We start from the raw sequence: 22,022 nt of genomic DNA, 5'->3' as shown, positions 1-22,022 counted from the left end.
CCGCACAGGGCAGCGCACAAACGAGAACGGCGGCGCCTCTGGGGAGAGGCACCGCCGCTGGAACGTCGACCTAGCTCGGCTCAGTACCGATCGCCGCCGCGACCGCCACGACCGCCACGGCCGCCACCACCGCCGCCGCCGTAACCGCCGCCGCCACCGCCACGACCGCCGCGGCCACCACCGCCGCCGCCGCCGCCGTAACCGCCGCCGCCACCGCCGCCGTAACCACCGCCGCCGCCGCCGCCGCCGCGCTGGACCCGCTCCTCCGCCTCGTTCACGCGAAGCGGACGGCCGTCCATCATGGCGCCGTTCATGTTCTCGATCGCCTGCTGGGCCTGCTCAGGCGTGCCCATCGTGACGAACCCGAAACCACGCGACTGCCCACTCTCGCGGTCGGTCACGATGTGTACATCCGTCACCTCGCCGCTCTGGGCGAATGCGGCCTGCACGGAGGCCTTGGTGGCGGAGAAGGGGAGATTACCAACGTAGAGGCGAGTACCCATGACACTGATTCACTTCACGGCTCTGCGAGATGCGTCAGCTTCGGTGCCGAACAGTGCCCTGCCGCCCCGATGGAGCCGTGGGGGATCGAGGGGGGGCGGCGCTGGGGAGGAGCCCCCGGTGCGCCACACGTTGCGTCGTCCAGTCCGCGATCAATCCGCGATCCCCGAGAAGAGAAGCGTCGTGTCGAGTGCCAGTGACGTTCGTGACCAGCCGATAGTAACCAAATGTCCCCACCGCGCAAGCGCTCGAAGCGGCTCCCATCACCGCGACGCTCGCCCGGACGTCCGGAACAGCCTCCGGGCGGTCGCGCTCGCTTCCACGCGGAGGTAGACACACATCAGCGCCTCGCTGGGCGGCGGAAGGTGGCGCCGAGATCCCAGCCCTCGCCGCTGGCGGCGTGCGCGAGCGCGACGTCCGGCAGCACGCCGCCCGCGATCCGGACCTCGGCGATCACGCCGAGGCGGAGCGTCGCGGTGAGCGAGCGGGGGGCGGCGCCGGGCCCGAGGCGGGGCGGGTGACGGGCAAGGTCGAGGGCGCGGCTGCGATCGTCGGCGGTCGCGAGGGCGAGCAGCGCGTCGAGGGGCCCGGGGCCGAGCGGGCGCACCAGCTCGATCGCGAGCGTCGCCTTCCCGCGGGCGCGGCGGCGCCCGAGCTCCGCCCGCGCCACCGGCTCCGCGGTGACCTCGTGCCCAGGCCGCGAGAGGATCGGCGCGACCGCCTCGGCGACCTCGACGAGGTGGGCGGCAGACTCGTCCACGAGCAACGGGGCCGGGGGCCCTCCCCACGCGGGATCGCCGTGCGCCCTCGGGAGGCCGACGAGGCCGAGGTGCGCGAGGCGCTCGGGCGGCAGCGCGTCGACCAGCCGCTGCGCGACGCCGGGCTGGCCGAAGGGCCCGGCGTCAGGGCCCGTCGTGAGCACGATCCACCCGGCGACGCCCAGATCGAAGCGGACGGCGCCGCGGCGGTTCGTGTGGAGGCCGGCGCCGAGCCAGCCGAGGTCGTCGCGCTCCGTCTCGAACGCGCGCAGCGAGGTCGTGAGGTCGTCGGAGCGGATCACCTCGATCGCGTCGAGGAAGGCAGCGCCGCGCGCGGCGACGTCGTTGCGCGTCAGCGTGATCTTCCCCGCGCCGACGTCGGCCCGGAACGCGCCGGTGCCGTCCGGCGCCGCGGGGTCGAAGCTGCGCGGCAGGAGCGCGACCATCGGCGACGCGAGCGCGCGGGCGACGCGGGCGGGATCCGCGCGCGGGAACACCGCGGCGAGCGGATCCCTCGGGTGCCGCTCGGGCCTCGGGATGTCGGCGAGCGCCGCGGCGGCGCCGCGAGCGCGGGCGCGCTCGACGGAGCTCACGATGTCGCGGCCGTCGAGCTTGAGCAGGCGCGCGGTGCGCAACCCCTCGCGGAGCCGCACGACCGCGCCATCCGCCTCGCGCGACGGCAGCGCGGACGAGAGCGTCGGGTACGGGTTCCCGGACGCATCGAGCCCGTAGAGGCAGTCGGCGATCGCCGGCGCGAACAGCGCCGCGGCGGGATCGCTCAGCTCGTGCGGATCGAGCGAGCTCGTCGGCCACGGGAGGTGCATCGAGAGGCGGCCGCCGAGCGGGGTGCGCCCCATCGCGCGCGCGGCCTCCGGGAGGGCGGCTGCGCCGAGCAGCGCGCCGGCGCCGCCGAGGAAGGCGCGGCGCGGGAGGCTCACCGCACCACCCAGATCTCGTCCGCCGTCGCGACGGCGAACGGGGCGCGCCCGGCCCCGTCGGGCGGACAGACCGCGAGGGCGCGCACCCCCGCCGGCGCCGGCAAGCGCAGGATCTCCTCGGGCGCCGCGCGGGCCGGGCCGCCCTCCCGGCGCCGCCACGACCAGACCACGACGGCATCCTCGAGCGGATCGAGGACGTCGAGGCTGGCGAGCAGCTCGGGCTCTCCATCCTGATCGAGATCGCCGAGCGCGAGCTGCGCCCCGGCGCTGCCCACGACCTTGCGACGGCCGGCGCTGTCCCGGAGCTCGACCGCGCCGCGCTCGCGCGTCGCCCAGACCGCGAAGGGCTCGCCCTGCGCGGACAGGAGCTGCGCCGACGCGAGCGCGTCGTACCGGCCGGAGAGCGCCGCGGTCGCCGGCGTGGGATCGGCCGGGGCGCACGGCCCGAGCGGGCCCGTGAGGAGCGGCCCCCACGCCGTCGTGCAGGCCGAGCCGCCCGCGTCCGGGATCGCCAGCCCCGGGAGCTCGGCGAGCGCCTTCAGCTCGCCGTCGAAGCGGACGCTGCGCGCGCGGTCGGTGAGCCCGACGTCGGCGAACGGCGGCAGGCGCTCGCCGTCCCTCGCGCGCTCGACGAGCGTGGCGAACGCGAGCGGCTCGCGGAGCGGCGCCGGGTGCACCGCGACCACGTCCGGCCACAGGCGCGACGCGAGCGGCACGACCCGGCCGCCGCGGAGGCGGAGCGTCGTCACGCGCCGGCGGCTCACGCTCAGGAGCTCGAGCGCCCCGTCGGCGTCGAGATCGCCGCACGCGAGCGCGACCACGTCGCCCTCGAAGTTCTTCGCGCGGTCGACCCTGGCGGCGACGAGCGGGATCGGCGCGAGGAAGCTGCGGATCTCCGCGTCGAGGGGCGCCTCGGCGTAGGCGTGGGCGACGGGCCCCGGCTCCGGGGCGCGGATGCGCGCCCAGACGGTGCGCGGCACCGGATACACGTCCGCGGTGACGCGCAGCCGCCCCGCCGCGATCTCGACGACGAGGTGGACGAGCGCCGCGTCGTCGCGCGCCGCCTCGCGCGCGAGCGGCAGCGGGATCGGGTCCTTCTGCGCGCGCACGCCGGCGCCGAGCTTGCCGGCGACGTGGGCGGCGAGCGTGGCCACGAGCTGGGCGCCGCGCGGCGCGGGCGCGTCGGAGACCAGCGGCGCGGCGGCCACGAGCGCGCGGCCGTCCACGGTGTCGAGCGAGCGCACGAGCGCGTCGACGGCGCGAGCCACGGCCGAGCGCGGCGGCCTCGGCGCCGGCGCGGCAGGAGGCGGCGGCGGCGGCGCGGCGCGCGGAGGAGACGGCTGCGCCGCGGCGGGACGCGCGAGCGCGAGGAGAGCGACAAGGAGGAGGCCCCGGGGTGACAACGGCGACATGTTATGCACCTCCGTGGGCCCGGGGCCAGAGCCGCAGCCCCGCCGGCACCACGACGAGCGCGACGACGAGGCCGACCGCGCTGCCCAGCGCGCCGACCCGGCCCAGGTCGCGGAGGCCGTCGAAGCCGCAGAACGCGAGCGCGGAGAAGCCCGCGGCCGTGGTCAGCGCCGTGGCGGCGATCGCCGGCCCCTCGCGGCGCAGCGTCTCGCGGATCACGGCGTCGCCGCCGCCCGCCGCCTCGATCTCGCGGGCGCGGTGGAGCAAGAACATGCCCTCGTCCACCGTGATCCCGAGCAGCACCGGGATGACGAGCGCGTCGTACGCGTGCAGGGGGATGCCGAGCGCCCGGATCAGCAGGAGGACGAGGGAGATCTCCGAGGCGACGACGAGCGCGGCCAGCGCGATGTCGCGCGCGCTGCGGAGGGAAGCGGAGAGCGCCAGCAGCACGAGCGCGCCCGCGACGAGCGCGATCCTCGGCATGTCGTGCGCGAGCGTCTCGCGCAGCGACGCCTCGAGCCGGCTGTAGCCGGTGAGCATGGCGCCCGGATCCTCCTCGCGGATCGCGCGCTCGATCTGCGCGACCGAGCCGGTCTCGCGGGGCCGCACGTACAGCGCGACGAGCGCCTCGCCCCCGTCCGCCCCGAGGTAGCGCGAGAGCAGGATGGACGCGGGGCCACGCTCGAGATCGGAGAGCGCCACCTCCTGCCGGGGGGGCGCGCGCATCCCGTCGAGCACCGCCGAGAAGCGCTCGGGCGCGAAGCCCGTGTCGCGGAGCGCGCGCGCGAGCTCGCCGGCCCTGGCGGGCAGGTCGAGCGCGTCACGCGCGGCGAAGCGCTCGGCCTGCGTCGGGGCGGCGGGGGCGAGCGCGGTGAGCGCGTCGACGGCCTCCACGTCGGCCTTCATCGAGGCGAGGCGCTCCGCGATCCGGTCGCCGCGCGCGCGGGCGCGCTCCTGGTCGCCGTCCGCGACGAGCACCACCCACTGCCCTCGCCGCCCGCCGAACGCCTCGAAGATCTCCTGCTGTACCTTGAGGGGCTCGAGCTCGGCCGGCCTGATCGCGACGATGGCCTCCGCGAGCGGCGGGGAGGCGCCGAGCGAGACCGCCGCGATGGGGAGCGCCGCGAGCCCCGTGAGCGCGAGCGCGCGGCCCCGGGTGCGGGTCAGCCAGTAAAGGCCGTCGGGCCAGCGCGCCGGCGCCTCGGCCGGCGGGGTCCCCCGCTCGAGCCACGCGCCCACGGCCGGCGTCACGAGGACGATGGCGATCGCCGTCAGGACCTCGCCCGCGGCGCACAGGAGCCCGAGCTGCCGGAGCGCGTTGATGTCCGACAGCGCGAGGGCCCCGAACGCCGCCGCCGCCGTGACGGCAGCGATGAGCACCGCGCGGGAGGTCCGCGCCCTCGCCGCGCGCGCGGCCGCCTCCGGCTCGAGGCCCTCGCGCCGCGCCTCGAGCAGCGCGGCGTAGACGTGGACGCCGGTGTCGACGCCGACGCCGACGACCACCGACATGAAGGCGACGGCGATCGCGCTGAGCCCGCCCGGGAGCGCCGTGGCGAGCCCCGCGGTCCAGAGGGTCCCGAGCACGAGCGGCGGCATCACCGCGACGAGGGCGCGCAGGCGGCGGAAGAGCAGCGCGAAGACGACGGAGGCGAGCAGCATCGAGAGCGACCCCGAGATCGCGAGATCGCGCGTGAGCATCGCCTCGGTCGCCGCGGCGATGGCGTGCCCGCCGGTGAGCCCGAGCGTGAGCCCGGGGTGCGCCGCGCGGATCGGGCCGAGGACGGCGTTCGCGTCCGCGACGAACGCCCGCGCGTCGGCGCCGCGGAGCGCCTGCCCCGCCGGCTGCACCAGGACGAGGTGCACCTTGCCGTCGTCCGTGGCGAAGGCGCCGTCCGCCTGCGTGCGCACCCCGGATCCGATGTCCGCGGACTCGAAGACGAGCTGCGAGAGGCGCAGCGGGTCGGCCGCGATCGTCTCCGCCGCGGCGCCGCCGCCCGGCGCGAGCAGCATGGCGCGCGTCTCGGCGAGGCGCTCCCGCATCCCCTCGGGCGAGAGCGCGGCGGCGAGGCGCTCTCGCACGCGCGCGTCCGCGTGCCGGAACGCGACCCACGGATCGAGCGCGCGCGAGACGTCGATCCGATCGGCGGCGCGCTGCACGGTCGGGCGCGCCGCGAGGGCCCGCGCGATCTCCGCGGCCACGGCCGCGTTCTCGTCGGGGTCGTCGCCCTTGACCATCACGACGCCGAGGTCGCCGCCCCCGAACCCCCGCACGTACCGGCGCAGCGCCGCGGCGTCTCCGCGCTCCGGCAGGAGCGAGGCGACGTTCGGCTCGAGCTGTAGCCGCAGCGTCACGGCGGCGAAGGCGGCGAGCGTCAGCGCCGCGAGGGCGACGACGACGGCGAGGCGGAGCGGCCGGCGGGGGGCGTCCGCGCGAGCCGACGGAGGCGGAGGAGGTGCTGCCATGGAAACGCCGGGCCGTGCCCGGCGCCGCTCCTCTACCCTCACGCCCGCCTCGCCGCGAGGACATCCACCCTCACGCCCGCCTCGCCGCGAGGCCCCCACACGGTCCTTGCTCCCGAGCTCACAGCGCTTGCGCTCGCGAGGGCGCCGGTTCATCCCGGCAGCATGGAGCTCCCCCCGATCGTCCTCGCAGGCAGAGCCGTCCTGCGGAAGCCCGCCGCGCCCGTCCCGCCCGAGGAGATCGGGACGAAGCGGCTCAAGCACCTCGTCTCGACGATGGTCTCCGTCATGCGCAAGGCGCCCGGCGTGGGGCTCGCGGCGCCGCAGATCGGCGTCGACCAGCAGGTGATCGTGCTCGAAGACGGCGAGGAGCTCATGTCCCGCCTCACCCCGGGCCAGCGCGCCGAGCGCGGCCGCGTGCCCTTCCCGCTCAGGGTGATCATCAACCCGACGCTGAGGGTCCTCGCCCCGTCGCTCCCGGACGCGGCAGGCGCGGGGCGGGCGACGTTCTTCGAGGGCTGCCTCAGCGTCCCGGGTTACATGGCGCTGGTCGAGCGAGATCTGTCGGTCGAGGTGAGCGGCGTGGACGAGGACGGCAAGGAGTTCCGGTGGGAAGCGACGGGCTGGCCCGCGCGGATCCTCCAGCACGAGGTCGATCACCTCCGCGGCACGCTGTACGTCGATCGCATGGTCACGCGCTCCTTCTGCAGCAACGAGGAGGCGAAGCTCTTGGTCAGCCTGCCCGTCGCCGAGGCGCGGGCTGCGCTCGGCGCGTGACCGCGGTCCGTCGCGCCGGGAGGCGAGCGCGCTCGACCGGCGGACGCGCGCTCACGGCGAGGGCGACGGGCCGGCGCCGCGCCCGGCGCTGGCGACGAGGGCTTCCACGATCCGCTCCATCCTGATCCCGCGCGAGCCCTTCACGAGCACCAGATCGCCGCGCTCGACGATCTCCTGCGCTCGGGCCGCCGCGGCGTCCGCGTCTCCGGCGAACCACGCCCGCACGCCGGCGGCCTCGGCGGCGCGCGCGATCCGCGCCGCCTCGCCGCCGACGGCGATCAGCGCGGCGGGGCGCGCGGCGCCGACCTGCTCGCCGAGCGCGTCGTGCTCCGCCGCCGCGAGCGCGCCGAGCTCGCGCATCTCGCCGAGCAGCAGGACCAGCCGCTTCCCGAGCCCCTCGGCGACCTCGACGGCCGTCCTGAGGGACGATCGCATCGACAGCGGGTTGGCGTTGTAGCTGTCGTCGATGACCACGGTGCCGTCCGGCAGCTCGCGGACGGACAGGCGCCCGTCCCCCGGCGGCGCGAGCCCCGCGGCGGCGCGAGCCGCTCGCTCGGTCGAGAGCGGCTCGCCGATCGCCTCTTCCACGACGGCGACGGCCGCCGCCGCCGCCAGCGCCCCCGCCTCGCCGAGCAGCGGGGCGACGAGCTCCAGCGCCTCGCCTCCACGCTCGATCCGCACCGAGGTGCCGCGCACCCCCACCGGCCGCCTCCCTGCGATCCGGATCCGCGCGCGCTCCCCGAAGCCGTAGGTGATCCGCCGCGCGGCGCCGGCGCGCTCGAGCTGCTCGACCACCTTCGCGTCGTCGCCGTTGCCGAGGGCCACACCCCCGGCCGGCAAGGCGGCCAGCAGATCACCTTCCTCGGCGGCGACGTCTTCCAGCGTGCCGAGCCCCTCGGTGTGCTCGACGCCGATGGACGTCAGCACGGCGAGATCCGGCCCCGCGATCCGCGCGAGGGCCGCGACCTCGCCGCGCTGGTTCGTGCCGATCTCGACGACCGCGAAGCGATGGCGGTCCTCGAGCCCGAGCAGCGTCATCGGCAGCCCGATGGCGTTGTTCAGGTTGCCCGCTGTCGCGTGCACCTCGCCGCGGCCCACCCCCGCGAGCAGCGCCGCGATGGTCCGCGTCGTCGTCGTCTTGCCGGCCGAGCCGCCGATCGCGACGATCGCCCGCGGCCCGTCGGCGTGGGCGCCCGTCCGCCATCGCTCGCGGTGCGCTCTGGCCAGCGCCCCGAGCGCCGCGAGGCCGTCGTTCACGAGCACCGCGCCGCCTCCGGGCGGCAGGGCCACCTCCCGCGAGACGATGAACGCGGCCGCCCCGCGCTGCGCGGCGGCGCCGAGGAACCTGTGGCCATCGAAGCTCTCGCCGGCGAGCGCGACGAACGCCGCTCCGGGCGCGATCGTCCGGCTGTCGGTCGAGATGCCCCGCGCGTCCGGCCCGCTCCTCAGCACGCGCCCGCCGGTCGCGCGCGCCAGCTCGTCGAGGGAGAAGGGGGCAAGGTTCTGCGGGATCGGCGTCGCCATCGCGGGCGATCACCAGCACGGAACGGGGCGCGGGGCCAACGAATCGCCTGCGGCGCGCCCCGCCTGTGCGGCGTCGCGCCGCCTCAGCGCCGGGTCTTTTCCTTCTCGACCTCGTCGTAGATGTCGTCGCTCTTCGGCCGCGGGCGCGCGGCTGGGCGGGGCGCGGCGGGCGCGCTGGGGGCCGCTGTCACGCTCACGGTGGGCTCTGGCGATGCCTCGGTGGCCGTGGACGGCGGCTCCTTGTAGTCGATCGCGATCGGTCCTCCGCCGCCCATGCTCTGCCACAGCGTGATCCCGATGAGCGCCAGCAAGGCCACCGCCAGGATCACGCTGAGCACGATGATGAGCGTCCTGCCGCCCTCCCGCCGCCGCGGCGCGACGGCGGCGGGTGGCTTCTGCGGTTCCGGGCGCTCCTGGACGAAGGTCGACGGGAGCGCCGGCATCTCGAGGCGCGCCGACGTGGTAGCCCACGGGCTCTCGGCCGCTCCGTCCCACCCGCCGGCCGCCTGGGGCGCGCCGTGCCCCGCCGCGCCGGGAGCTGCGCTCATCGCCGACGCGGGCGCAGCGGCCGGCGGCGGCCCGGCCTGAGCCGACATCCCCGCATGCAGCGAGGGCATCGGCGTGCGCGCGGCCTCCGGCGCCGCGGGCGCGGCCGCACCGAAGCCAGGGCTCCCGAACCCGGGCGGCGCCGCCGGCGCAGGCGGCTGGCCGGCGTGAGGCGATGGCATCGGCGCGCGCGCGGCCTCCGGCGCCGCGGGCGCGGCCGCACCGAAGCCAGGGCTCCCGAACCCGGGCGGCGCCGCCGGCGCAGGCGGCTGCGCCGCGCTCGCGCCCATCCGGTCCGTGATGGGCGCCGGCTGGAAGGCCGCCTGGCTCGGAGGCACCGGGTCCGACTGCGGCGGCGCCGAAATGAACGGGAGCGCGCTCGGAGAAAAGACGCCGCTGGCCGAGAGCACGTCCTGCTGCGAGACGATCCCGGGCGGAAGGGTCCCTCCGCGCGCCGAGACGCTCGCCGCGGGCGGCTGGGTGTACCCGGCGGGAGCTGGCCCCGAGAACGCCGGCGCCGGCATGGCGCCCGAGAACGCGGGCGCCGATGACGCCGGCCCCGAAAACGCGGGCGCCGACGGCATCGGCGCCGAGAACGCGGGCGGGCTCTGCTGCTGAAGATGAGGGCTCAGCGCGTACTGCGCGGAGAGCGGGCGCAGGGCGCCGGGCGCCATCAGCGGCGGCACGGGCAGCGGCCGGAAAGGGATCCCCGAGCCGTGCGCCGACGGGAGCGGCCGGCCTGGCTGCGCCGCCCTTTCACTCTCGGGGGCTCCCCATGGAACGTGTTTGTCGGTCATCCGCGCGCCTCGGAGGGACCGCCCACGCGACCCCTCCGCCTCACACTGAAGCGGAACAGCGCTCTCAATCTACCCCCAAGTCTCGGCGTGCGGCCATCCTTCTGACGCGTCGCCCCGCCCCGCGGGGCGGGGCCGCTCGTCGGCGCTGGCGCCACGCAGCGCCGCGCCGTGACGACACCGCACGTCGCGGACGCAGGATAGCGACGCCAGGGGTGCGATCCTTCGGGTCGGGGCGATGAAGGGCGAGCTCGTCCCGCCACCGAGGCGCCCACGAGGCGCGCGCTCTCGCCGGCGCCACCGGCGCGCAGGGGGCGCGCACGACGCTCCGGCGCGCGGGTGGCTCCAGCGCGCGAGGCGGCGCGCGAGGTCAGCCCGCTCGGGCGCGGGCGTCTCCGGCGGCAGAGCTCGGACCGAAGCGCTGTCCACGCTTGTCGGGAACTCTCGACATGGCCGCGGCGCGCCGTGGACGGGCGTGGCGCTCCCGCCGGGGCGCGGGCGTCTGCCGCCGCGGGGCGGCTGTCGACCGCGGCAGCACAGTGCTATGGCACGTCGCGATATGGCCGCCGAGACGATGGACCCCCGCGCCTCCACCGAACCTTCTCCCAACGAGCCGCGTGAGCCCGCGCGCTACGATCATGCCGCCGTCGAGCCGCGCTGGCAGCGCGCGTGGGAGGAAGGCGAGACCTTCCGTGCCGTCCGCAGCGCGGACCCCGCCCGCGCGAAGCGCTACGTGCTCGACATGTTCCCCTATCCGTCGGGGTCGGGGCTGCACGTCGGCCACCCCGAGGGGTACACGGCGACCGACATCATGTCCCGCTACTTCCGCATGCGCGGGCTCGACGTGCTGCACGTCATGGGCTGGGACGCCTTCGGGCTGCCGGCGGAGCAGCACGCCCTCGAGACCGGCACGCACCCGGCCGACACGACGGCGCGGAACATCGCGACCTTCAAGCGCCAGCTCAAGATGCTGGGCTTCAGCTACGACTGGTCGCGCGAGCTCGCCACGACCGATCCGCGCTACGTGCGCTGGACGCAGTGGATCTTCCTCCAGCTCTTCAAGAAGGGGCTCGCGTACCAGGACGAGGTGAGCGTCAACTGGTGCCCGGCGCTCGGGACCGTCCTTGCGAATGAAGAGGTTATCGACGGCAAGAGCGAGCGCGGCTCGCACCCGGTCTACCGGACGCCGCTCAGGCAATGGATGCTCCGCATCACCGCCTACGCCGACCGCCTGGCGGAGGATCTCCGCCTCCTCGACTGGCCTGAAGGGACGGTGGCGATGCAGCGCTCCTGGATCGGCCGCTCGGAAGGGGCGCTCATCACGTTCGAGGTCAAGGGATGGGGCAAGGGCGCGCTGAGCGTGTTCACGACCCGCCCCGACACGCTGATGGGCGTCACCTACGTCGTGCTCGCGCCCGAGCACCCGCTCACGACGTGGCTCACGAGCGCGGAGAGCGGCGCGTCCGAGCCGCGCCGCGAGGCGGTGCGCACGTACGTCGCGGCCGCGGCGGGCAAGAGCGATCGCGAGCGGCTCGCCGCGGCGGCGAGGGAGAAGACCGGCGTCGACACCGGCCTCGTCGCCGTCCACCCCATCACGGGCGTGGAGGTGCCGATCTGGGTCGCCGACTACGTGCTCGGCGGCTACGGCACCGGCGCCGTGATGGCGGTGCCGGGGCACGACGAGCGCGACTTCTCCTTTGCCCGCACCTACGGGCTGCCCATCGTCGAGGTCGTGAGCCCCGACGGCGCCCTGCACGACCAGATCGAGGCCGCCTACGTCGACCCGGGCGTCGCGGTCCGGAGCGGCGAGTTCGACGGGCTCGCGACGGAGGAGTGCAAGCGCGCGGTCATCGCGCGTCTCGAGGCGCTCGGGCAAGGCAAGCGCGAGGTGAACTACAAGCTGCGCGACTGGGTCTTCTCCCGCCAGCGCTACTGGGGCGAGCCGATCCCGATCTACTTCCCCGTCGAGCTCGCCGATCCGCAGGGTGATCCCAGGAAGGGCGCCGCGCACACGATCCGCTACGATCAACCGATCGCGGTCGACGAAGCCAGCCTCCCGATCGAGCTGCCGCCGCTCGCCGACTTCCGCCCTGGCGACGACCCTGCGGGCCCGCTGGCGCGCGCCGTCGACTGGCGCTTCTTTCAGCGGGACGGCAAGTGGTACGCGCGCGAGACGAACACGATGCCGCAGTGGGCGGGCTCGTGCTGGTACTACCTTCGCTTCCTCGATCCGCAGAACGACGCGGAGCCGTTCTCGGAGGCCGCGTACGACGCGTGGATGCCCGTCGACCTCTACGTCGGCGGCGCGGAGCACGGCGTGCTGCACCTCCTCTACGCGCGCTTCTGGCACAAGGTGCTCTACGACCTCGGCCACGTGAAGCACCCCGAGCCCTTCGCGAGGCTCGTCCATCAGGGGATGATCCTGGGCGAGGACAACGAGAAGATGTCGAAGTCGCGGGGCAACGTGATCAACCCCGACGACATCGTGCGGGCCCACGGCGCCGACGTGCTGCGGATGTACGAGATGTTCATGGGCCCGCTCGAGGCGGTGAAGCCCTGGCAGTCAGGGCAGATCCAGGGGGTGGTCCGATTCCGGGACCGCGTGTTCGCGACGTGCACGCGACCGCTCTCGGACGCGATGGACGACGCGACGAGCCGGCAGCTCCACAGGACGATCAAGAAGGTGACCGGCGACATCGAGGGGATGGCGTTCAACACCGCCATCTCCGCGATGATGGTCTTCGTAAACCACCTGAGCTCGCTGCCTTCGCCGCCGCGCGAGGCGGTCCTCCGGCTGATCCTCCTCGTCTCCCCGTTCGCGCCGCACCTCGCGGAGGAGCTGTGGCGGCTCACCGGCCACGAGCGTTCGCTCAGCTACGAGCCATGGCCCACCTACGACGAGGCCTTCTGCGTCGACGACGTCCTGGAGATCCCGGTGCAGGTGAACGGCAAGGTCCGCGGTCGCGTGATGCTGGCGAAGGTGGCATCGGAGGAGGAGGCACGAGCCGCCGCGCTCGGCCTGGAGAGCGTGGCCGCCCTCGCCGCGGGCAAGCAGCTGAAGAAGTTCATTTACGTCGCGGGGAAGATCGTGAACATCGTGGTCGGCTGACACTCCGGAGCCGCCCGGAGAGCTCCGGCGCTGCCGGGAGAAAACGAGCGCTCGCGGCGCGGCGACGTCGCGAACGGACGCGCGGGGTAGCCGCGCGAGGGAGGCGCTGCCGGCGCACGAGGCCCCGCGCCCGCGCCGCCTCCTCGCCACCGTCTCGCGCTCCAGCGCCTTGCGCTCGGTTCACGACAGCGTCGGGCGCTCGGGTGTACATGAGCCCGATCGGCGCGCTGACCGCATCCCTCACCACAGCGCAGCGGGGTGGGCTCCGCCAGCGCGTGAGCTTCCCCGGAAGCAATCCTCTCCTCCCTCGGAGAGCGCGGCGGTGCACAGCCCAGGCTGGCAGGTGCCGTGCAAAGGCGGCTGGCCGTGTGCCGGAACAGCACCGCATGGTGTACCCGAGCTGGCAGCCTCCTCCTCGCCGCCGCGCTGGCCGGCTGCGCTGGAGACGCGGACGAAGCTGACCTGCACGAGGAGGACGCGGCCGAGGCCGCGCTGGGGATCAAGGGAGGGTATCCAGACGCTGGAGACCGCGCGGTCGCCGGTCTCCTCATCACCGATCGCAGAGGGCGCGTCGCGCGGACCTGCTCGAGCACCGTGATCGCGCCCAACCTGGTGCTCACCGCGCAGCACTGCATCGCGGAAGCTCCCAAGCTCATCGCCTGCAAGACGGCGACGTTCGGTGAGCCGGTCGATGCCTCGCAGGTCTACGCCACGCTCGGCGGGGCCCTGTGGGCCGCGGACACGCCGTGGATCGGCGCGCGCGCGCTGCTCAGCCCGCCCGACGGCAACGCCGTCTGCGGGCGCGACGTCGCGCTCGTCGTGCTGTCCTCCCCGCTCGGCGGCAGCGAGGTCACGCCGCTCGCGCCCCGCCTCGATCGGCCGCCCGAGGAGAGCGAGGTCTACTCGGCGGTGGGCTTCGGCGACACGGAGGGCAGATCGCGCGGCGGCGGCGTCCGCAGGCGCCGCGATGGGCTCCACGTCGAGTGCGTCGGGTACGGGTGCGGAACGCAGGAGCGCGTCACAGGAGGCGAGTGGCGCGGAGAGAACGGCATCTGCAGCGGCGACTCGGGCGGACCGGCGCTCGACGTCGCGGGGCGGATCATCGGCGTGACGTCGCGCGGGCCGGCCGGCTGCGCCGATCCCATCTATGGTGGGCTCATCGCCCATCGCGACTGGCTCGTCACCGAGGCGAGGCGCGCCGCCGACGTCGGCGACTACGACCCGCCCTGGTGGGCCACGGCGTCGGACCCCGCGGAGCGCTTGCCTTCGCGCCGGCCGCTCGACGAGCGCTGGCTCTCGTGCGCGCACGGCCCCCTCGTCGGCTACGACAGCGGGGCCGCGGCGGCGCGCGCGCTGCTCGCGATGCTCGCGCTGCTCGCGCTGCAGCGAGCCAGAGCGTCCGCGCCGCCGACATGCCGCGCGCGCCGCACCCGCCGCGCACGCAGCGCGCGCGCCCCGTCGCAGAGCACGATTTCCGCCTGATCGAAGCTCCAGCGCACACCTCGCCTGCTAGGATGCGGGCGTCCTGCCCTGCGGAGTGTCCATGCCCATGTCGCCCAGCATCCGTCCGGCCGCGCTGCTCGCGGCGCTCGCGCTCGCCTCGCTTCCCATCGGCTGCGGCCCCACCTACGTGCGCGGCAATCAGGTCGAGGGGCTCGACGACGCGGCGATGAGCACGGGAATCGACAGGCGCGACATCGAGCAGCTCCTCCACGAGAACCTGACGTCCCTGATGGCCTCTCCGGTGGCCAAGGCGTGGGCGCACGACGGCTCGCGGCCCACGCTCGCCATCTATCCGCTGTCGAACCAGACGAGCGAGCACATCGACAGCCAGCTTCAGGCGCTCCTGTCCGAGATCGAGACGTACCTGGCCCAGGCGAGCCTCGTCACCGTGGTGACCGTCGAGCGCCAGCAGCAGATGGTCGCGGAGGTCGAGAAGCAGCACGGCGGCGGGTTCGATCCGAACCACATCGCCGAGTACAACCGCCAGCTCGGCGCGAAGTACTACCTCACCGGCAAGGTCTTCACCGCCGACGAGCGCACCGAGGACGAGCGCCGCGTCCAGTACTTCATGTTCATGCAGCTCATCGAGGTCGCCACGAGCGCGGTGGCCTGGCAGAACAGGGCGGCCTTCACCAAGGCGCTCATCCAGGAGTGATGCGCCGGCGGCACGCGACCCTCGCGGGGCGCAAGCGTGCGGCCCTGGCTCCTCTCGCGCTGCTCCTCGGCCTCTGGCAGGCCGCCTGCGGCGGACATGAAGATCGCGTGCGCACCGCGCTCCAGGCGCTCGATCGCGGCGCGCCCGCCGAGGCGGTGGCCGCGCTGAACGAGCAGCTCGAGGTCGAGACCGCGGCCCAGCTCCCGGCGCTCCGGGGCGACAACGCGCTCCTCCTGCTCGACCGCGGCAACATCCTCCTCAGCATGGACAGCTACCGGCTGTCCGCGCGCGATCTCGGGGCCGCGGACAAGTCGATCGACCTGCTCGACATGTCCCGCGGGGCCGCCCACGATCTCGGCAAATACCTCTTCTCGGACGACGTGGGCCCGTACAAGGCGCCTGCGTACGAGAAGCTGCTCATCAACACCATCAACATGATGAACTACCTGGCCCAGCGCGACCTCGGCGGGGCCAGGGTCGAGGCTCGCCGCCTCGCGATCATGCAGAGATACCTGCGCGATCACGAGGGCGAGACGGCGCTCCTCGGCCTCGGCAGCTACCTTGCGGGCCTCGCCTTCGAGAAGAGCGGCCAGGCTGACGAGGCGCTCCTCCACTACGACGACGCCCTCCGCCACGGGTCGTATCCGTCGCTCCGCCGCCCGCTCCGCGCGCTCACGCGCGGCGAGCCCAGGTCGCCCCGCATCGCCGCGTCGATCGAAGGTGAGGCCCCGCCGCCGCCCCTCGACGAGACCGGCGAGGCCGAGCTCATCGTCGTCGTCGGGTTCGGGCGCGTCCCGCAGAAGGTGCCGCAGCGCCTTCCGATCGGCCTCGCGCTCACGCTCGTGGCCAACGACATCAGCCCGACGGATCGCGCGCGGGCGAGCGAGCTCGCGGCGAAGGGGCTCGTGACCTGGGTCAACTACCCGACGCTCGCCCGGGGCAAGGGCGGCTATTCGATTCCGACGCTGCAGCTCGACGGGCGCCCCCAGCCGATGGAGCAGGCGCTCGACGTCGAGGCGCAGGTGCGCGCGGCCTGGAAGAAGAGCGAGGGGACCGTCATCCTGTCGGCCATCACGAGGACCGTCGCCCGCATCGCGGCCGGCGAAGCCGCGCAGGGCGCCACCGAGGCAGCTGCAGAGGACTCCGGGCCGCTGGGGCTGCTCGTCGGCCTGCTGACGAGCGCGACGCTGACCGCGCTCGACACGCCGGACACGCGCGGATGGTCGACGCTCCCCGCGCGCATCGCGATCGCGCGGACCCGCGTCCGCGCGGGCGCGCACGACGTGGTCGTCGGCGTCCGCGGCGAGTCGAGGCGCGCCCGGGTGAGCGTGGCCGCTGGCGGGTGGGCCTTCGTCCCGGTGATGGTCCTCCGCTGAGCGGCGCGCGCGGACGGGAGGGTTGCGGGCGCACCCCTCCCGCGGCAGTCTCCGCGCCGATGCGTAGCCCTCATCTCCGCGCCGTGCTGGTTCACGCGCTCTCGGCGTGCTCGCCCCTCGCGCTCCTCTGCGCGACCGCCTGCGGGACGCTCGCCACCTCGCCCTCCTGGGTCGGCGGCGGCCTCGCGGTCTCCGCGCCGATCCGGGCGGCCGAGGAGGACGCAGCGATCGAGCGGGAGCGCGCGCTGATCGCGAGTCAGCCCAAGCAGATCGGCGCGCGGCATCTCCTCGTCATGCACGAGGGCTCGAAGAGCAAGCCCGAGGGCCTCCGCCGCACGCGCGCCGAGGCCCGCGCGCGCGCGCAGGAAGCGCTCCTCAAGATCCGCGGCGGGGCGAGCTTCGAGGAGGCGGTCGCGGAGTACAGCGACGAGCCGGGCGCCGCCGAGCGCGGCGGGGATCTCGGGGTGTTCGAGCGCGGCATGATGGTGAAGGGCTTCTCCGACGCCGCCTTCGCCTTGAAGATCGGCGAGGTGAGCGAGATCATCGAGACGCCGTTCGGCTTCCACATCATCCAGCGCACCGAGTAGCGCCCGCTCCAGGTCGTCGCGCGCCGGCCGCGGGCTCGACGCCTCCGTCGGAGTCGCCTAGCGTGGCGCGCATGACGAGGACCGTCCGCGCTGCGCCGACCGCCGAGCACCGCCGCCTCGAGGAAGAGCGCGAGCGCCTCCTGCGCTGGAAGCACTGGGGCCCCTACCTGTCGGAGCGGGCCTGGGGCACGGTGCGCGAGGACTACAGCGCGAACGGGGACGCGTGGGCGCACTTCCCTCACGATCATGCCCGGAGCCGCGCCTACCGCTGGAACGAGGACGGGCTCGGCGGCGTCTGTGACCGACACCAGATCTTGTGTCTCGCCGTCGCCGTCTGGAACGAGCGGGATCCGATCCTGAAGGAGCGGGCCTTCGGCCTGACCGGGCCGGAAGGCAACCACGGCGAGGACGTCAAGGAGATCTACTACTACGAGGACGCGACGCCGACCTCCAGCTACCTGCGCTATCTCTACCGGTACCCGCAGCGGCCGTTCCCCTACGAGGCGCTCGTCGCCGCCGCGCGCGACCGCGGACTCTCGAAGGGCGAGGCCGATCTCCCCGATCTCGGCGCCTTCGACGGGGATCGTTACTTCGACGTCTTCGTCGAGTACGCGAAGCGGAGCCCGAGCGACATCCTGATGGTCATCACCGTGGTGAACCGCGGCCCGGAGGCCGCGCCGATCCACGTGCTCCCGCACCTCTGGTTCCGCAACACATGGTCCTGGACCGAGCCTCCGGGTCCGGTCCCGGAGATCCGGGCCATGGAGACCGACGCCGGTCATGTGATGCTGCGCGCGGCGCACCCCGAGCACGGCGCACATCACCTGTACATCGAGGGCGGCCCGGAGCTGCTCTTCACCAACAACGAGACGAACCGCGAGCGGCTCTATGGCGCCCCTTCGCGGACACCGTACGTCAAGGACGCGTTCCATCACCGGGTCGTCCACGGCGACGAGGCGCGGGTGAACCCCGAGCGCCGCGGCACGAAGGCCGCGAGCTGGCATCGCTTCGAGGTGCCGGCCGGCGGGAGCCGGCGGATCCTGCTCCGGCTCGCGCCTGAGCCGGTGGAGTGCCCGTTCGACGGCGCGGACGAGCTCCTGGAGGCGCGGCGCAGGGAAGCGGACGAGTACTATCTCGCCGTCCAGGGCCCTGCCCTGTCCGACGATCGCCGCGCCATCCAGCGTCAGGCGGCGGCGGGGCTGTTCTGGACGATGCAGTTCTACCACTACGACGTCGACACCTGGCTCCGCGGCGACGCGCACGCGCCGCCGCCCGAGCGGCTGAGCGGCCGAAACGCCCACTGGCGGCACGTCTCCGTCGCCGATGTCCTCTCCATGCCCGACGCGTGGGAGTACCCCTGGTTCGCGGCGTGGGATCTCGCCTTCCACGCGGTCGCGCTGGCCTCGCTCGACATCGACCTCGCGAAGGCCCAGCTGAAGATGATGGTCAAGGAGTGGTACCAGCACCCGAACGGGCAGCTGCCTGCCTACGAGTGGGAGTTCTCGGATCTGAACCCCCCGGTGCATGCCTGGGCGACCTACCAGATCTACAAGATCGAGCGGAAGCAGCGGGGCGAGGGCGATCGGGTGTTCCTGGAGCGGGTGTTCCACAAGCTCCTCATCAACTTCGCCTGGTGGGTCAACAAGCGCGACGCCGAGGGGCACAACGTCTTCGAGGGCGGGTTCCTCGGCCTCGACAACATCTCGCTCTTCGATCGCAGCGAGCGGCTCGCGCCCGGGATGCGCCTGGAGCAGGCGGACGCCACGGCGTGGATGGCGATGTACTGCCTCGACCTCATGCGCATCGCGCTGGAGCTCGCGCTCGACAACTCCGCGTACGAGGATCTCGCCAGCAAGTTCTTCGAGCACTTCTTGCGGATCGCGCACGCGCTCCACCACACGGCGGACGGCCGGCTGCCGCTCTGGTCCGAGGAGGACGGCTTCTACTTCGACATCCTCATCGCCGGAGGGAAGCCGCGGCACGTGAAGATCCGATCGGCCGTCGGCCTCATCCCGCTCTGCGCGGTGCACGTGATCACCCCCGAGATCTACGGCAAGCTCGCGAACTTCCGGCGCCGGACCGAGTGGTTCCTCCGCAAGAACCCCGCGCTGGCCGAGGCGATCACCGTACGTCCAGACGGCCGCCAGGTGCTCTCCGCGGTGCCGCCGGGGCGCCTCGAGCGGGTGCTCGCGCACCTGTTCGACGAGGACAAGCTCCTCTCGCCGTTCGGCCCGCGCTCGCTCTCCAAGGAGCACGCGGCCGCGCCCGTCTCGCTCGGGATCGAGCCCTGCGACGCGCAGTACACGGTCGGCTACGAGCCGGGCGAGTCGATCACGCGCATGAAGGGCGGCAACTCCAACTGGCGCGGCCCGATCTGGTTCCCGCTCGGCTACCTGCTCTACCGCTCGCTGCTCCGGCTCGACCACGGCTTCGGCGACGTGCTCACGATCCCGTCGCTCGGCGGCCACGGCCCTCGCACGCTCCGCGACGGAGCGCACGAGATCGCGCGCCGGCTGATCGCGATCTTCGAGCGCGACCGCGAGGGGCGCCGCCCTGTCTACGGCGAGCACCCCCTCTTCCAGCGCGATCCTCGATTCCGAGATCGCCTGTTTTTCTTCGAGTACTTCCACGGCGACACCGGCGCTGGGCTCGGCGCCTCGCACCAGACCGGCTGGACTGCCCTCGTGGGCGACCTGATCCTACGCACGGAACGGCACAACCACCCGCGTTCGTAGCGCACCGCACATAGCGTTCGGCTCATCACCGGCTCGTACCGGATCCGTGCTAGGAGGGCGCCTGTGTCGCTGGCGTTCGGCGTCTCGCTCCTCGCGTTGGCCGTCATGCTGGGCGGCATTGCGGCGATGTTCCGTCACCGGAGCGAGGGCGCGATGTCTGCGTTGCGGACGTTCGCCCTCGTCGGTGCGGCGTCGATCGCGCTGCTTCACCTGCTCCCGGAGGCGGTCGGCGAGATCGGCTGGCTCGCGTTGTTCGCGGCGGCGTCTGGCTTCCTGGCGCCGGCCGTGCTGGAGCGCCTGGTGCTCGGGGAGGCTGGGGCTCACCGGACGCCGACGATGGCGCTCTCGATGGGGTACGCCGCGGTGCTCGCGCATCAGTTCGGCGAGGGCGCGGCGGTGGCGTCGCTCTCACGGGTGGGACAGCTCTCGCTCCCTGTCGTGCTCGTGATCGCTGCGCACACGGTGCCGCTCGCCATGGTGGTGGCCATTCAGGTCCTCGAGGTGAAAGCCGATACCGGCGGCAAGCGCGCCATGAGCGCTGCGCTCGCGGGCATTGCGCTCGCCACGGTGGTCGGCGCCTTCGCGACGCGGCTTGTCGACCTGGAGCACCTCGAGGTGATCGAGCCCTGGTTGCTCTCCGCGGTCGCGGGCCTCCTCTTGCACGCGCTCTCGCACGAGGCGATCGCAAGCGGCCCGGCGACGCCTCTGAGCCGCGCCGGCGAAGCCATGGGCGGCCTGCTCGGCCTTTTCCTCGCGACGATCGGGATCGACGAGGAGGAATGGGTGCAAAAGATCCCGTTCGCACTCCAGGTCGCCGCCCTGTCCGTCCTTGCGGGGCTCATCCTCCTGCGCAGCTGCGGCCCGAGGCGCGCCACCGAGCGCCCGCACTGAGCGTCGCCACCTGACGGCACCCACGTCCCGACGCCGTAACGGCACGCTCCCGCCACCGCCTCGCTCCCCGCCTCGACGGCCCAGATCTGACGGCGGCCAGCACGAATTCGCTGTAAAGGCGATGCCTTCAACGAAGCCGTCTTGCCGAACCGTAGGCTCCTGGCGAGGGTACTCGTTGGCCGGCGCCGCGCGGGCGGATGTCTGAGCCCGATCGACGTTCTGTCTCCGGCGTGCGCAGCGCCCCGGAGACAGAGCGTCCCAGGCGAGCTCGGCCCTCGCGGCGCCGCCCGACGAGCACCCTCGCCGGGGGCCGGCCAGCACGGAACGCGCTCCACGCGGCCACCGGCGTCCCCGGGGCGGCCTGAAGGCCGCAACGCGCGCCCGGAGCTCGAAGCACAATGGACAAAAAAAAACCTGCGCACGGCTCTCACCGTGCGCAGGTTCGAAGAAAATCCCGGCGGCGTCCTACTCTCCCACCAGGTTGCCCTGGCAGTACCATCGGCTCCAAGAAGCTTAACTTCCGAGTTCGGTATGGGATCGGGTGTGACCTTCTCGATATCACCACCGGAAACTTGTGGGTGCGTCCAATCGGAACCCTGCGGAGCCCGCTCTCGCGGTGCTCTACGTTATGTTTACGCAGGGCCAGCTGTGTCACGCTGCTCGTCACCCGAACTCCGGGCGCGACGCTTCGATGTTTGCCTTAGAAGTATGGTCAAGCCGCACGACCTATTAGTACCGGTTAGCTCCGCCGATTGCTCGGCTTCCACACCCGGCCTATCAACCTCGTGGTCTACGAGGGGTCTTTAGGGGCCTTGCGGCCCGGGACACCTAGTCTTGAGGCCGGCTTCCCGCTTAGATGCTTTCAGCGGTTATCCGTTCCGTACATGGCTACCCGGCTATGCCCTTGGCAGGACAACCGAAACACCAGAGGTACGTCCACCCAGGTCCTCTCGTACTATGGGCAGCTCCTCTCAAGTGTCCTACGCCCACGGCAGATAGGGACCAAACTGTCTCACGACGTTTTAAACCCAGCTCGCGTACCGCTTTAATCGGCGAACAGCCGAACCCTTGGGACCTGCTCCAGCCCCAGGATGCGATGGGCCGACATCGAGGTGCCAAACCGCGCCGCCGATATGAACTCTCAGGCGCGATCAGCCTGTTATCCCCAGAGTACCTTTTATCCGATGAGCGATGGCCCTTCCATACAGAACCACCGGATCACTAACGCCTGCTTTCGCACCTGTTCGACCTGTCGGTCTCACAGTTAAGCTCCCTTGTGCGTTTGCACTCTACGCCTGGTTTCCAATCAGGCTGAGGGAACCTTCGCACGCCTCCGTTACTTTTTAGGAGGCGACCGCCCCAGTCAAACTGCCCACCAGGCAGTGTCCCCGACCCAGTTCATGGGCCCAGGTTAGATTTCCAGAATACCCAGGGTGGTATTTCAACGTTGGCTCAGCC

At 73.3% G+C, this 22,022-nt stretch carries 14 protein-coding genes and 2 rRNA genes (1 of these 16 only partly in view); 8 read left to right on the top strand and 8 right to left on the bottom strand.

Annotated elements, in window-relative coordinates:
- Positions 1-80 precede the first annotated feature (80 nt).
- The 4 genes from ACSRUE_RS11570 to ACSRUE_RS11555 all read right to left on the bottom strand — a co-directional run bounded on the left by ACSRUE_RS11570 (position 81) and on the right by ACSRUE_RS11555 (position 6,070).
- Complete coding sequence (locus tag ACSRUE_RS11570; protein ID WP_437325211.1) at positions 81-503, bottom strand: RNA recognition motif domain-containing protein; 423 nt, start codon at positions 501-503, stop codon at positions 81-83.
- A gap of 338 nt (positions 504-841) precedes the next feature.
- Positions 842-2,197 (bottom strand): hypothetical protein, encoded by a 1,356-nt coding sequence (locus ACSRUE_RS11565; protein WP_441291056.1) that lies wholly within the window; start codon positions 2,195-2,197, stop codon positions 842-844.
- The gene (locus tag ACSRUE_RS11560) at positions 2,194-3,609 is read right to left on the bottom strand and encodes a hypothetical protein (RefSeq protein WP_441291055.1); all 1,416 of its coding nucleotides are present in this window, start codon (positions 3,607-3,609) and stop codon (positions 2,194-2,196) included. Before ACSRUE_RS11560 ends, ACSRUE_RS11565 begins: the two co-directional genes overlap by 4 nt.
- A 1-nt stretch (position 3,610) precedes the next feature.
- The gene (locus tag ACSRUE_RS11555; protein WP_437764189.1) at positions 3,611-6,070 is read right to left on the bottom strand and encodes an MMPL family transporter; all 2,460 of its coding nucleotides are present in this window, start codon (positions 6,068-6,070) and stop codon (positions 3,611-3,613) included.
- Between the two features lie 162 nt (positions 6,071-6,232).
- Here ACSRUE_RS11555 and ACSRUE_RS11550 point away from each other — a divergent pair, with 162 nt between their 5' ends.
- Positions 6,233-6,844, top strand: coding sequence for a peptide deformylase (locus tag ACSRUE_RS11550; protein ID WP_441291054.1), 612 nt, complete (start codon positions 6,233-6,235; stop codon positions 6,842-6,844).
- A gap of 51 nt (positions 6,845-6,895) precedes the next feature.
- On the opposite strand, the gene ACSRUE_RS11545 is transcribed toward ACSRUE_RS11550, so the two are convergent.
- On the bottom strand, positions 6,896-8,368 hold the full coding sequence (locus ACSRUE_RS11545; RefSeq protein WP_441291053.1) for a UDP-N-acetylmuramoyl-tripeptide--D-alanyl-D-alanine ligase: 1,473 nt from the start codon (positions 8,366-8,368) through the stop codon (positions 6,896-6,898).
- Positions 8,369-8,451: 83 nt separating this feature from the next.
- Complete coding sequence (locus tag ACSRUE_RS11540) at positions 8,452-9,711, bottom strand: hypothetical protein (protein WP_441291052.1); 1,260 nt, start codon at positions 9,709-9,711, stop codon at positions 8,452-8,454.
- Between the two features lie 541 nt (positions 9,712-10,252).
- On the opposite strand from ACSRUE_RS11540, the gene leuS reads away from it, so the two are divergent.
- From leuS to ACSRUE_RS11505, 7 genes are all read left to right on the top strand, one after another.
- Entirely contained in the window at positions 10,253-12,817 is a 2,565-nt protein-coding gene (gene leuS / locus ACSRUE_RS11535) for a leucine--tRNA ligase (protein WP_441291051.1), read from the top strand.
- Between the two features lie 366 nt (positions 12,818-13,183).
- Positions 13,184-14,299, top strand: a complete 1,116-nt coding sequence (locus ACSRUE_RS11530; RefSeq protein WP_441291050.1) for a trypsin-like serine protease — start codon at positions 13,184-13,186, stop codon at positions 14,297-14,299.
- Positions 14,300-14,360: 61 nt separating this feature from the next.
- A complete protein-coding gene (locus ACSRUE_RS11525) occupies positions 14,361-14,975 on the top strand; it encodes a penicillin-binding protein activator LpoB (protein WP_437764183.1) in 615 nt (204 codons plus the stop codon).
- Positions 14,975-16,351, top strand: coding sequence for a hypothetical protein (locus ACSRUE_RS11520; protein WP_437764182.1), 1,377 nt, complete (start codon positions 14,975-14,977; stop codon positions 16,349-16,351). The genes ACSRUE_RS11525 and ACSRUE_RS11520 overlap by 1 nt, the downstream gene beginning before the upstream one ends.
- Positions 16,352-16,410: 59 nt before the next feature.
- Positions 16,411-16,938, top strand: a complete 528-nt coding sequence (locus tag ACSRUE_RS11515) for a peptidylprolyl isomerase (protein WP_441291049.1) — start codon at positions 16,411-16,413, stop codon at positions 16,936-16,938.
- A gap of 71 nt (positions 16,939-17,009) precedes the next feature.
- A complete protein-coding gene (locus ACSRUE_RS11510) occupies positions 17,010-19,673 on the top strand; it encodes an MGH1-like glycoside hydrolase domain-containing protein (protein ID WP_441291048.1) in 2,664 nt (887 codons plus the stop codon).
- Between the two features lie 63 nt (positions 19,674-19,736).
- Positions 19,737-20,564: a hypothetical protein gene (locus ACSRUE_RS11505; RefSeq protein WP_441291047.1), complete on the top strand. Its 828-nt coding sequence runs from the start codon at positions 19,737-19,739 to the stop codon at positions 20,562-20,564.
- A gap of 452 nt (positions 20,565-21,016) precedes the next feature.
- Here ACSRUE_RS11505 and rrf read toward each other — a convergent pair.
- Positions 21,017-21,133 (bottom strand): 5S ribosomal RNA (gene rrf / locus ACSRUE_RS11500).
- A gap of 139 nt (positions 21,134-21,272) precedes the next feature.
- Positions 21,273-22,022 (bottom strand): 23S ribosomal RNA (locus ACSRUE_RS11495) (it continues 2,257 nt past the right edge of the window).

Source organism: Sorangium sp. KYC3313, assembly GCF_052075895.1.
Classification (GTDB): domain Bacteria; phylum Myxococcota_A; class Polyangia; order Polyangiales; family Polyangiaceae; genus Sorangium; species Sorangium cellulosum_B.
This window is presented reverse-complemented; position numbering and strand designations above follow the sequence as displayed.